The organism is Aeromicrobium sp. (assembly GCF_047606445.1).
GTDB lineage: Bacteria > Actinomycetota > Actinomycetes > Propionibacteriales > Nocardioidaceae > Aeromicrobium.
On sequence record NZ_JASGEK010000067.1, the window covers coordinates 1 to 13,141 of the forward strand.

A 13,141-nucleotide genomic window follows, 5' to 3' on the forward strand; every position below is an offset into this window, starting at 1 on the left:
ATCGCGCCGAGCGCCGCGCGCAGCCGGTCCACGAGCCCCGCGTCCGCCGCAGCCGCGGCCGCCGACGCCGCCGGGACCTCCAACAGCAGCCGCAGCTCGAAGACGTCGCGCACGTCCTCGGCCCGCACGCCGCGCACGACGATGCCGCGATTGCGCTCGACCGTCACCAGTCCGAGGTCTGCCAGCCGCAGCACCGCCTCGCGCACCGGCGTCCGAGAGACACCGAGGGAGTCAGAAAGTCGATAAATCGACTGACGGCTCCCCGCCGACAACTGCCCGGTCAGGATCTGCTCACGCAGCCGGGCGAAGACCTCCTCGGCCGCCGACGGTCGCGCGCCGCTCACCAGAGCTCGACCGACTGGGTCAGGATCGTCGCCAGATCCTCGGCCCGCACCTCGCGCGGCGCCGTCGCGAGCAGCCGCTGTTGCCGCAGGCTGCCCTCCACGAGGTCGTCGACGTCGGCCGCGCCGAAGCCCAGCTCGGCCAGGCCCGACGGCACGCCGACATCGCGCATCAGCCGCGACACCACCCCCGGCAGCAGCTCGCGAGGGTCGTCGCCGACGGCGTCGGGGTCGAGCAGACGGGCCGCCTTCACGTGACGCTCCGGCGAGGCCTCGAAGGTGAAGCGGAAGGCCGCCGGGGCGGTCAGCGACACCGCCATGCCGTGCGGCACGAGGCCGTGGTCGGCGTGCGGGTCGGCCGGATAGCCGTCGGGTGCGAACGGCCCCACCATTCCGGCGATGGGATAGGCGTTGGCGTGCGGAATGTGGACGCCGGCGTTGCCGAAGCCGAGTCCGGCGAAGGTCGCCGCGAGCGCCATCTGTTCACGGGCGGCCCGGTCGTCGCCCTGGCGCACCGCCTGCCGGAAGGCCCCGGCGAGCAGCCCCATCGCCCGCTCCGACCACGCGTCGGCGATCGGGTTGGACCCGCAGTACGGCACCCGATCGGACGGCCGCTTGCGCTCGTACGAGGTGTACGGGCGGGCCGTGTAGCTCTCCAGCGCGTGACAGAGGACGTCCATGCCCGACGCGGCGGTGACGCCCGCCGGCTGGCTGACGGTCAACTCCGGGTCGACGATGGCCAGCGTCGGGCGCAGCCGGGCGTGCGAGATGCCGGTCTTGACCCGCAGCGCGGTGACGTCGAGCACGCAGATCGCGGTGGACTCGCTGCCGGTGCCGGTGGTGGTGGGCAGCGCGATCAACGGCAGCAGCGCGTTCGCCGGGGCGCGGCCCTGCCCGACGGGAGCGTTGACGTAGTCCATCAGCTCGCCGTCGTTCGTCAGCAACAGGTTCACCGCCTTCGCGGTGTCGATGCTGCTCCCCCCGCCGACCGCCGCCACCGCGTCGAACGGACCCTCGGCCCGCGCGAAGGCCACCGCCTCGCTCAGGCTCGTGTCGGTCGGCTCGACCCGCGTCCCGTCGAAGACCACGACCCCGATCCCCGCCGCCGCCGCCTGCTCGGCGAGCGCGTCGACCTCGCCCGTCGCGCGCACGCCCGCGTCGGTGACGAACAACACACGGCGACACCCCCGCGCCCCCAGCTCGTGGGCCAGCTCGTGACGCGCCCCCGACCCGAACTTCAGCGCGGGCGAGGCGTAGGTGAAGACGGACTCGGGATGTTCCGGGGAGAACCCTGACGCAGACATACGGCTCCTTCGTTGCCCGCAATATACGACCCTGTGCGCACCGCCTCGCCGCCGTCGGCCCGCCCCTCGCCCCGGCCGGTAAGATCGCTTCGATCCCCAGGAGGAACTATGACGCGTGCCCGACGCATCGCATCGGCGCTGGCTGCCGTCGGCCTGCTCTCGGCCTGCCAGCTCGGCGGCGGAGCGTCGACCGGCGGACCCACTCCTCCCGCCGAGATCGTCGAGCACGAAGGCGGGCCGGAGAGCCCCATCATGCAAGGCCTGACCGTTCCCGAGGGGGCCACCCAGCTCGGCCCGCTCGCCCGGTTCCGCAGCGCCCGCCTGATCGCTGCCTACCAGCCCGACCTCACCGTCGCGCTGGCCCGTCAAGGCGTCAACGACGCCATCGGCGCGGCGAGGGCGAACCCCGACGGCGTCCAGGCCGAGACACCGCCGGAGATCACGAAGACCGGACGCCCCGACGACGACAGCTTCGCACTGCTGCCCGATCCCCCGTCGGCCGACGTCACCGTCGCCCTCATCCGCTTGGACGCCTCCGACCCGACCGAGGCCGTGCAGTCGATGGCCACGCAGATCGCCGCGCTCGTGCCGGACTCCGGGCTCGACCCGAACGACTTCACCAGCTACTGCGCCGTCGCCGACGACCGCGTGCGCGGCTGCGCGCTGGAAGCCGAGGGCCTCACCAACGACGACCGTCTGCTCAACATCCAGATGGACGTCGACCCGGGCGACCTCGCCACCCGCACGGCGCCGCCGGCCAGCCTGGGCCTGCCCGTCATGCAGGTGCGCGTCGAGGACCTCACCGACCCGCAGGCCGAGCACACCGAGACCGTCGAGGAGAGCCCCGCCCCGGTCGTCGAGGGCGGCGGCGAGACGCCCGACGTCGTGTGGCCGGCGATGGACGTCGAGGCCCCGAAGGACACGCCGCTGCTCGACGGCACATGGGTGGCCCCGGAAGACGGCACCCTGTTGCTGAGCGGCTTCGATCCGGCCTTCGCCTCCTACTACGCCCCGAGCAGCGCCGAGGCCCGCGAGATCGTCCGCTCCTACGTCGCCGAGGCCGCTCCGGGCGCCAACGTCACCGAGGACTCCTACGAGGGGCTCAACGAGGTCAGCGTGACCTACTCGGCCCCGCTCGCCGGGGGCGGGTCGGCCGTCGGCGTCCACGTCATCAACGCGCGCGGCAACTACGTGATGCTCTTCCGCACGCCCGCGTAGAACGCCAGGTCGTCGAGACGGTCGAGGACGTACTCGACGACCGGCAGCAACGGGCGGCCGTCGCGCAGGGCCTCGACCGGAGTCCAGAGCGCGAGGTCGGTGGAGCCGCCGACCTCCACCACCTGCGGCACGGCGCCGGTGTCGACCCGGCAGGCGTACAGCAGATGCACGCCGTGGTAGTCCTCGCCCCGGCCGTCGCGGCCGGGGCCACGCAGGTGGACGTCGTGGACGTCGACGAGGCGGTGCTCCCCGAGGGTCAGCCCCGTCTCCTCGTGCAGCTCGCGGCGCAGCGCGACATCGGGCGACTCCCCGTGGTGGACGCCGCCGCCGGGCAGCCCCCACGCACCCGCCGGATAGCCCTGCGGCGACATCCGGGTGACGAGCAGCTCACGGCCCGCCCCCTCGCGCACGGCGATCCCGTACGCGCCGAGCCGTCGACGCCGGGGCGTGGTCGCAGAGTCCATGCGCCCAGCATCCCATCGCTGGACCGGCTGGCTACAGTCGCCTCGTGTCCGCTTTGGCTCCGCTGCCCGTCAGCCCGACGGCCCCGAAGGAACGGGTCGCGTATCTCGACAACGCCCGTTACTGGGTCATGCTGCTCGTGGTCGTCGGCCACAGCCTGACCGAGTTCGTGGTGATGGACTCCGCGCGCGGCGTCTACACCTGGATCTACGCCTTCCACATGCCGTTCTTCGTGCTGATCTCCGGCTACACGGCACGTCACTACGTCGGCGACGTGCGGCAGGTCCGGCGCATCGTCAGCACGCTCGTCGTGCCGTATCTGATCGTCGAGCTGAGCCTGCAGCTCATCACCCGTCACTACGACGGCGAGCCGGAGCAGCTCATGGTGCTCTCGCCCCAGTGGCTCGGCTGGTTCATGGCGGCGCTGATCCTGTGGCGGCTGACCACGCCGATCTGGCGGGCGCTGCGTTATCCGATCACCACGTCGATCGTCATCTCGCTCGCCTCGGTGCTCATCGACATCCCGAACGCACTGGCCCTGCACAAGACCCTCGGCCTGCTGCCCTTCTACGTGATCGGCCTGCACATGACCCGCGAGCACTTCCTGCGGCTCGGCGACTGGCGGCTGCGGCTCGGCTCGGCGGCCTTCCTCGGCGCGCTGTTCGTGTGGTGCCAGCTGAAGCAGTACGACGACTCCCAGCCGTGGCTGCTGTGGAAGAACAGCTATGTCGACCTGGAGGTCTCGGCCGTCGACGCGGTGGTCGGGCGGGCCGTGCTCATCGTCTTGGCGCTGGCGATGACCTTCGCGGCGCTGTCGCTGGTGCCCCGACGGCGGTCCTGGACGACGCGCCAGGGCGAGCGCACTTTCTACTGTTATCTGCTGCACGGCTACGTGATCCTGCTGCTCGACCGCGAACTCCACCTGTGGGACAAGCTCGAGCCCTACGGCGCGACGGCGGTCGTCGGCCTCATCCTCGGCGCGATCGTCCTGGCGAACCTCCTGATGACCGCCCCCGTCGCACGGCTCTTCCGCCCTGTCTTCGAGCCCAAGCTCACCTGGATGTTCCGCCCCATCGACGAGTCCCCCAAGGTCACGATCCCCACCTGAGGACGCACGATGATGGGTTTGGGTAGTGATGGCTGCCGCTTTCCATCATCGTGCGTTCCCCGGGGGACGCAGGATGATGGGTTTGGGCGCCGGTGGCTACCTCAACCCCTCATCGTGCGTCGCCGCCAGCGCTCGGAGCGCGACAGGATCGCGGCCGGGCGCGCCTGGCCCGTCCAGCCGCCGGAGCGCAGCGCGCGCACCAGCTGGTCGAGCACCAGGCGCGGCTCGTGGCGGATCACATAGGAGGTGAAGACCAGCAGGCGCGGACCGCCGATCACCACCTCGTTGGCGCGGACCAGATCGTCCGACCACGACGCGACGCCGTGATGGGGCAGGCCGTGGACCTCGACCGCCACGCCGTACGCCTCCCAGTCGACGTCGAGGAAGTACCGCCCCTCCCGTCCCTTCACCGCGCGCTGCCGCGTCGGCCGAGGCAGTCCTGCGAGGCTCACGATGTCGGCGAAGTCCTTCTCCGGCAACGACTGCACGCCGCCGACCGCGTCGTACACCGACTCGCGCACGAGGCCCGAGCGGAGGACGGTGCCGCGCCGGTCCAGCACCTCGAGCATCGTCCGTTCGGCGACGAGCCTCTGCTGGAAGGCGGCGAGCACCGCCGCTCGGGCGTGGCGGTCGGAGGCCGCCCACGAGGCGAAGTCGACCAGACTGCGCGCGGTCCGGGTCCGTCGGGGCTCGCGCGTCGGATGCACGTCGACGCCTTCGAGCAGCGTGCTCCAGTGCGTGATCAAACCCGGATACCGCGGTTTGACCGCCCCTTCCGGCAGCGCCGCATAGGTCGACGTCGACTCGAACCCGGTCAGTCCGTCGAGCGCCAACGCCGTGGCGCCGCCGAGCGCCGAGCGCGGCGGGCAGAGGGCGAGGCGCACCTCGTGGGTCTCGTCGGGCGCCAGCGGCCCGTTGTGCGTGACGATCACGCCGCGCGCCGGACGCTGCCACCTCCCGCTGGCGACGGCGTGGCGGACGCGGCCCCGTCCATGCTCGGCGACGGCTTCGGAGGTGCGCAGAACGGTCATAGCCCCATCACACGACCGGCCGCCCGCCTCACACCAGGCCGAATCTCCGGCCTGTGGACAATGTGACGAGCCCGCGATCTCGCCTGTGGATAACGCACGATGATGGATTGCGGTAGCCATCACAGCCTCAAGACATCATCGTGCGTCTCCCCGAAGACGCAGGACGATGGAAAACGGTCGCCCCAGCTACCCAAAGGCATCATCCTGCGTCCCGCGCAGCCGAGCAATGACGAGGCGCCCGGAACCAACACGGTTCCGGGCGCCTGCGTCAGCGGGTGCGGCGTCGGCTCACTCCTCGAAGGAGGTGTAGTCGAAGTCCTCGACCTTCACCTCGTCGGAGCCGAAGTCGTAGTCGTACCCCTCATAGCCCGAGACCGAGTACGCCGCCTGACGCGCCTCCTCGGTCGGCTCGACCGCGATGTTGCGGTAGCGCTCCAGGCCGGTGCCGGCCGGGATGAGCTTGCCGATGATGATGTTCTCCTTCAGGCCGCGCAGCGAGTCGGACTTGCCGTGGATCGCCGCGTCGGTCAGGACACGGGTCGTCTCCTGGAAGGAGGCCGCCGACAGCCACGACTCGACCGCCAGCGAGGCCTTCGTGATGCCCATCAGCACCGGACGGCCCGACGCCGGGGTACCGCCCTCGGCGACCACGCGACGGTTCTCCGTCTCGAACGCCGCACGGTCGGCCAGGTCGCCGGGGATCAGCTGGGAGTCGCCCTGCTCGATGACCGTGACCCGGCGCAGCATCTGCCGCACGATGATCTCGATGTGCTTGTCGTGGATCGCCACGCCCTGGCTGCGGTAGACCTCCTGGACCTCGTCGACCAGGTGCTCCTGCGCACGGCGGACGCCGAGGATGCGCAGGACCTCCTGCGGATCCGGCGTGCCGCTGGTGAGCTGCTGGCCCACCTCGACGTGGTCGCCGTCGGCCACCTGGAGGCGCGAGCGCTTGCTGACCGGGTACTCGATCGGCTCGCTGCCGTCGTCGGGGGTGATGACGATCTTGCGCGTGCCCTCGGAGTCGTCGATCTGGACCCGGCCCGCGAGCTCGGTGATCGGCGCCTTGCCCTTGGGCTGACGGGCCTCGAACAGCTCCACGACGCGCGGCAGACCGTGCGTGATGTCGTCGCCGGCCACACCGCCGGTGTGGAAGGTGCGCATCGTCAGCTGGGTGCCCGGCTCGCCGATGGACTGCGCGGCGATCGTGCCGACCGCCTCGCCGATGTCGACGAGCTTGCCGGTGGCCAGCGAACGGCCGTAGCACTTCGCGCAACTGCCGGCCGCCGCCTCACAGGTGAGGACCGTGCGGACGCGGACGTTCTCGACGCCCGCCGCGATGAGCTGCTCGATCACGACGTCGCCCAGGTCGCCGCCGGCCTCGACCAGCACCTCGCCGGTCTCGGGGTGGGTGACCTCGGTGGCCGCGTTCCTCGCGTACACCGACGTCTCGACGTGCTCGTCGGCGACCAGCGAGCCGTCCTCGAGACGCTCGGCGATGCGCTTGGGCAGCCCCCGCTCGGTGCCGCAGTCGGTCTCACGGATGATGACGTCCTGCGACACGTCGACGAGACGGCGCGTCAGGTAGCCCGAGTCGGCGGTCCGCAGCGCGGTGTCGGCCAGGCCCTTGCGCGCGCCGTGCGTGGCGATGAAGTACTCGACGACGCTCAGGCCCTCACGGTAGTTCGACTTGATCGGGCGCGGGATGATCTCGCCCTTCGGGTTGGCCACCAGGCCTCGCATGGCGGCGATCTGACGCAGCTGCATCATGTTGCCGCGGGCGCCGGAGTTGACCATCATGTAGATCGGGTTGTCGACGTGGAACGTGTCGGCCATCTTGTCCGACACCTCCTGCGTCGCCTGCGTCCAGATGTCGATGAGCTCCTGACGACGCTCGTCCTCGGTGATGAGGCCGCGGTCGAACTGCTTCTGGACCTTGGCGGCCTGATCCTCGAAGTCGGCGAGGATCTCGGGCTTCTCCGGCGGGCTGACGACGTCGCCCATCGAGATCGTCACGCCCGAGCGGGTGGCCCAGTGGAAGCCCGTGTCCTTGAGCGCGTCGAGCGCGTTGGCCACGTCGACCTTGCTGTAGCGCTCGGCCAGCGCGTTGACGATGACGCCGAGCTCCTTCTTGCCGACCTGGTAGTTGACGAACTCGAAGTCCTCCGGGAGCGTCTCGTTGAAGATCGCCCGGCCCAGGGTCGTCTCGACCAACTCTCCCTCGATGCGGATCTTGACCTTGCTCTGCAGCGTGATCTCATTCCGGTCGAAGGCCATGATCGCCTCGGCGACCGAGCCGAACGCACGACCCTCGCCCGGGTGTCCGTCACGCTCCAGCGTGAGGAAGTACAGGCCGATGATCATGTCCTGCGTCGGCATGGTGACCGGACGGCCGTCGGACGGCTTGAGGATGTTGTTCGTCGACAGCATCAGGATGCGGGCCTCGGCCTGCGCCTCGGCCGACAGCGGCAGGTGGACGGCCATCTGGTCGCCGTCGAAGTCGGCGTTGAAGGCCGAGCAGACGAGCGGGTGGATCTGGATGGCCTTGCCCTCGATCAACTGCGGCTCGAAGGCCTGGATGCCGAGGCGGTGCAGGGTGGGCGCGCGGTTGAGCAGCACGGGGTGCTCGGTGATGACCTCTTCGAGGACGTCCCACACGACCGGGCGGGCGCGCTCGACCATGCGCTTGGCGCTCTTGATGTTCTGCGCGTGCGCGAGGTCGACCAGACGCTTCATGACGAAGGGCTTGAACAGCTCCAGCGCCATCTGCTTCGGCAGGCCGCACTGGTGCAGCTTGAGCTGCGGGCCGACGACGATGACCGAACGGCCCGAGTAGTCGACGCGCTTGCCGAGCAGGTTCTGGCGGAACCGGCCCTGCTTGCCCTTGAGCATGTCGGAGATGCTCTTGAGCGGACGGTTGCCCGGACCGGTGACCGGACGGCCGCGGCGGCCGTTGTCGAACAGCGAGTCGACGGCCTCCTGCAACATGCGCTTCTCGTTGTCGACGATGATCTCGGGCGCGCCGAGGTCGAGCAGCCGCTTGAGGCGGTTGTTGCGGTTGATGACGCGGCGGTACAGGTCGTTCAGGTCGCTCGTGGCGAAGCGGCCGCCGTCGAGCTGGACCATCGGGCGCAGCTCCGGCGGGATCACCGGGACCGCGTCGAGGACCATGCCGGCCGGGTGGTTGCCGGAGGCGCGGAAGGCCTCGACGACCTTGAGGCGCTTGAGCGCGCGGGTCTTCTTCTGGCCCTTGCCGGTGGCGATGACCTCCTTGAGCACCTCGGCCTCGTTGTCGAGGTCGAAGTCCTGCAGGCGCTTCTGGATCGCCGCGGCGCCCTTGAAGCCCTCGAAGTAGTCGCCGAAGCGGTAGGTCATCTCACGGTAGAGGACCTCGTCGCCCTCGAGGTCTTGGACCTTGAGGCCCTTGAACCGGTCCCAGACCTCGTTGAGGCGGTCGATCTCGCGGTCGAAGCGCTGACGCAGCGCCTTCTCCTCGCGCTCGGCCGCGTCGCGGACCTTGCGCTTGACGTCGGCCTTGGCGCCCTCGTCCTCCAGCGCCTTGAGGTCGTCCTCGGCCTTCTTGCCACGCTCGGCCAGCGCCTTGTCGCGCCGGGTCTCCAACTGCTCGCGCTCCATGCCGATCTTGGCCTCGAGCGAGGACAGGTCGCGGTGGCGCGCGTCGACGTCGACGCGCGTGATCATGTACGCGGCGAAGTAGATGACCTTCTCCAGGTCCTTCGGCGCGAGGTCGAGCAGGTAGCCCAGACGGCTCGGGACGCCCTTGAAGTACCAGATGTGGGTGACCGGCGCGGCGAGCTCGATGTGGCCCATGCGCTCGCGGCGGACGTTGGAGCGGGTGACCTCGACGCCGCAGCGCTCGCACACGATGCCCTTGAAGCGCACCCGCTTGTACTTGCCGCAGTAGCACTCCCAGTCCCGGGTGGGACCGAAGATCTTCTCGCAGAACAGGCCGTCGCGCTCGGGCTTGAGCGTGCGGTAGTTGATGGTCTCGGGCTTCTTGACCTCGCCGTGCGACCAGCGGCGGATGTCCTCGGCCGTGGCGAGCCCGATCTTGAGCCGGTCGAAGTTGTTGACGTCGAGCACGTTGTCTTCTCTCCGTGTTTCGGAATTCTCGAAAGTGTGGTGGGGGTGGCGGGGGCCGGCGACGCGCGCCGGCCCCTCACCCTCAGACGTCGTCCAGCGAGGACGGCTCGCGACGCGACAGGTCGATGCCGAGCTCGTCGGCGGCGCGGAACAGCTCTTCCTCGCTGTCGCGCATGTCGACCGCGGTGCCGTCGGCCGAGAGCACCTCGACGTTCAGGCAGAGCGACTGCATCTCCTTGACGAGCACCTTGAAGGACTCGGGGATGCCGGGCTCGGGCACGTTCTCGCCCTTGACGATCGCCTCGTAGACCTTGACGCGGCCGGCGATGTCGTCGGACTTGATCGTCAGCAGCTCCTGCAGCGCGTACGCGGCGCCGTAGGCCTCCAACGCCCAGACCTCCATCTCGCCGAAGCGCTGGCCGCCGAACTGGGCCTTGCCGCCGAGCGGCTGCTGGGTGATCATCGAGTACGGACCGGTCGAGCGCGCGTGGATCTTGTCGTCGACCAGGTGGTGCAGCTTGAGCATGTACATGTAGCCGACGCTGATCGGGTCCGGGAACGGCTCGCCGGAGCGGCCGTCGAACAGCCGGGCCTTGCCCTGGCCGTTGACCAGGCGCACCCCGTCGCGGGTCTTGCGGGTCGAGGCCAGCAGCCCCTGGATCTCATCCTCGCGGGCGCCGTCGAAGACCGGCGTGGCGACCAACGAGTTCGCCGGGGCCTCGCTCATGCCGATCGAGGCGAGGCGCCGGGCCCACTCGGCGGTCTGCTCGTCGACCTTCCAGCCGGTCTTGGCGATCCAGCCGAGGTGCATCTCGAGCACCTGGCCGACGTTCATGCGGCCCGGCACGCCGAGCGGGTTGAGCACGATGTCGACGGGGGTGCCGTCCTCCAGGAAGGGCATGTCCTCGACCGGGAGGATCTTGGAGATGACGCCCTTGTTGCCGTGGCGTCCGGCCAGCTTGTCGCCGTCGGAGATCTTGCGCTTCTGGGCGACGTAGACGCGGACGAGCTGGTTGACGCCGGGGCTGAGCTCGTCGCCGTCGGCGGAGTCGAACACCCGCACGCCGATGACGGTGCCGGACTCGCCGTGCGGCACCTTGAGCGAGGTGTCGCGCACCTCGCGCGCCTTCTCGCCGAAGATCGCGCGGAGCAGGCGCTCCTCGGGGGTCAGCTCGGTCTCGCCCTTCGGGGTGACCTTGCCGACGAGGATGTCGCCGTTGCCCACCTCGGCGCCGATGCGGATGATGCCGCGCTCGTCGAGGTCGGCCAGCATCTCCTCGGAGACGTTCGGGATGTCCCGGGTGATCTCCTCGGGGCCGAGCTTGGTGTCGCGGGCGTCGACCTCGTGCTCCTCGATGTGGATCGAGGTCAGCAGGTCGTCCTGGACGACCCGCTGGGACAGGATGATCGCGTCCTCGTAGTTGTGGCCCTGCCACGGCATGAAGGCGACCAGCAGGTTGGTGCCGAGCGCCATCTCCGCGTTGTCGGTGCAGGGGCCGTCGGCCAGGGGCGTGCCGGCCTCGACGCGCTGCCCTGCGGCGACCAGCGGACGCTGGTTGGTGCAGGTGCCCTGGTTGGAGCGACGGAACTTCGCCAGGCGGTAGGTCGTGTAGGTGCCCTCGTCCTCGGCGATCTCGATCGCGTCGGCGGAGACCTCCTTGACCACGCCGGCCTTCTTGGCGACGGTGACGTCGCCGGCGTCGACGGCGGCGCGGAACTCCATGCCGGTGCCGACCAGCGGCGCGTCGCTGCGGATGAGCGGCACGGCTTGGCGCTGCATGTTCGAGCCCATGAGCGCGCGGTTGGCGTCGTCGTGCTCGAGGAAGGGGATGAGCGCCGTCGCGACCGACACCATCTGGCGCGGCGAGACGTCCATGTAGTCGACCTCGGAGACCGGCCGCAGCTCGGCCTCGCCTCCGCGCTGGCGCACCAGGACGTTCGGCTCGGCGAAGGTGCCGTCGGCGTTGAGGACCGAGTTCGCCTGCGCGACGATGAAGCGGTCCTCCTCGGTCGCCGTGAGGTAGTCGACCTGGTCGGTGACGACGCCGTCCTCGACCTTGCGGTAGGGCGTCTCGACGAAGCCGAAGGGGTTGATCCGGCCGAAGGAGGCCAGCGAGCCGATCAGGCCGATGTTCGGCCCCTCGGGGGTCTCGATGGGGCACATGCGGCCGTAGTGCGACGGGTGGACGTCGCGGACCTCGTAGCCGGCGCGCTCGCGCGACAGGCCGCCCGGGCCGAGGGCCGACAGACGCCGCTTGTGCGTCAGGCCCGCGAGCGGGTTGTTCTGGTCCATGAACTGCGACAGCTGGGAGGTTCCGAAGAACTCCTTCAGCGCCGCGGTGACCGGACGGATGTTGATGAGCGTCTGCGGCGTGATGGCCTCGACGTCCTGGGTGGTCATGCGCTCGCGCACGACCCGCTCCATGCGCGCCAGGCCGGTGCGGAGCTGGTTCTGGATCAGCTCGCCGACGGTGCGCATACGGCGGTTGCCGAAGTGGTCGATGTCGTCGGCCTCGACGATGGTCGGGCCGGCCGGCATCTCGATCTCGGTCTCGCCGGCGTGCAGCGCCACGACGTACTTGATCGTCGCGACGATGTCGTCGATGGTCAGCTGCTGCTGGTCGAAGGCCTCGGTGACGCCGAGCTTCTTGTTGATCTTGTAGCGGCCGACCTTGGCGGTGTCGTAGCGCTTGGGGTTGAAGTAGTAGTTCTCCAACAGCGTCTGCGCGGCCTCGCGGCTCGGCGGCTCGCCCGGGCGCAGCTTGCGGTAGAGGTCGAGCAGGGCCTCGTCCTGGGTGTGCGCGTTGTCCTTCTCCAGGGTGGCGCGGATGGAGTCGTACTGGCCGAACTCCTCCAGGATGCGCTCCTCGCTCCAGCCGAGCGCCTTGAGCAAGATCGTGACGCTCTGCTTGCGCTTGCGGTCCAGGCGCACGCCGACGGTATCGCGCTTGTCGACCTCGAACTCCAGCCACGCGCCGCGCGAGGGGATCACGCGGGCGGTGTAGACGTCCTTGTCGGAGGTCTTGTCGGGGGTGCGCTCGAAGTACACGCCCGGCGAGCGGACCAGCTGCGAGACGACGACGCGCTCGGTGCCGTTGATGATGAAGGTGCCCTTGTCGGTCATCAGCGGGAACTCGCCCATGAAGACCGTCTGGCTCTTGATCTCGCCGGTCTCGTTGTTCATGAACTCGGCGGTGACGAACAGCGGAGCGGCGTAGGTGACATCGCGGTCCTTGCAGTCGTCGACCGAGTACTTCGGCGGCTCGAACCGGTGGTCGCGGAACGACAGGCTCATCGTCTCGGAGAAGTCCTCGATGGGACTGATCTCCTCGAAGATCTCCTCCAGGCCGCTCTTGGCGGACACGTCGGTGCGGCCCTCGGCCAGGGCGGCGTCGACGCGCGCCTGCCAGGACTCGTCGCCGACGAGCCAGGAGAAGCTCTCGGTCTGGAGGCCCAGGAGCTCAGGCACCTCGAGCGGCTCTGAGATCTTGGCGAACGAGATGCGACCCGAGGGGTTCGCAGCGGGGGTGGTGGTCGGTGCGGCGGAACGCGAGGCGGCCAAGAGAGGTCCTTCCC

General features: G+C 69.8%; 8 protein-coding genes. 2 read left to right on the forward strand and 6 right to left on the reverse strand.

Annotated features, from left to right (window positions below; translation table 11 throughout):
• A partial coding sequence (locus QM621_RS12840) for a GntR family transcriptional regulator (RefSeq protein ID WP_414990785.1) occupies positions 1-344 on the reverse strand: 344 nt, incomplete at its 3' end.
• Positions 341-1,645, reverse strand: coding sequence for a hydroxyacid-oxoacid transhydrogenase (locus QM621_RS12845; protein ID WP_414990786.1), 1,305 nt, complete (start codon positions 1,643-1,645; stop codon positions 341-343). The genes QM621_RS12845 and QM621_RS12840, both read right to left, overlap by 4 nt.
• Positions 1,646-1,753: 108 nt before the next feature.
• Between QM621_RS12845 and QM621_RS12850 the strand changes: the two genes are divergently transcribed.
• Complete coding sequence (locus tag QM621_RS12850) at positions 1,754-2,863, forward strand: hypothetical protein (RefSeq protein WP_414990787.1); 1,110 nt, start codon at positions 1,754-1,756, stop codon at positions 2,861-2,863.
• Here QM621_RS12850 and QM621_RS12855 read toward each other — a convergent pair.
• Positions 2,833-3,327 (reverse strand): NUDIX hydrolase, encoded by a 495-nt coding sequence (locus QM621_RS12855; protein ID WP_414990788.1) that lies wholly within the window; start codon positions 3,325-3,327, stop codon positions 2,833-2,835. The two genes, QM621_RS12850 and QM621_RS12855, sit on opposite strands and share 31 nt — an antisense overlap.
• 44 nt (positions 3,328-3,371) lie before the next feature.
• Here QM621_RS12855 and QM621_RS12860 point away from each other — a divergent pair, with 44 nt between their 5' ends.
• Positions 3,372-4,433 carry an acyltransferase family protein gene (locus tag QM621_RS12860; protein ID WP_414990789.1) on the forward strand — a complete coding sequence of 354 codons (1,062 nt, stop codon included), beginning with the start codon at positions 3,372-3,374 and terminating at the stop codon, positions 4,431-4,433.
• A gap of 101 nt (positions 4,434-4,534) precedes the next feature.
• Here the strand turns inward: QM621_RS12860 and QM621_RS12865 are convergent, their stop codons facing one another.
• The 3 genes from QM621_RS12865 to rpoB form a co-directional block, all read right to left on the reverse strand.
• On the reverse strand, positions 4,535-5,464 hold the full coding sequence (locus tag QM621_RS12865; protein ID WP_414990790.1) for a hypothetical protein: 930 nt from the start codon (positions 5,462-5,464) through the stop codon (positions 4,535-4,537).
• 288 nt (positions 5,465-5,752) lie between these two features.
• A complete protein-coding gene (locus tag QM621_RS12870) occupies positions 5,753-9,565 on the reverse strand; it encodes a DNA-directed RNA polymerase subunit beta' (protein ID WP_414990791.1) in 3,813 nt (1,270 codons plus the stop codon).
• Positions 9,566-9,647: 82 nt separating this feature from the next.
• Complete coding sequence (gene rpoB / locus QM621_RS12875) at positions 9,648-13,127, reverse strand: DNA-directed RNA polymerase subunit beta (RefSeq protein WP_414990792.1); 3,480 nt, start codon at positions 13,125-13,127, stop codon at positions 9,648-9,650.
• Positions 13,128-13,141 lie beyond the last annotated feature (14 nt).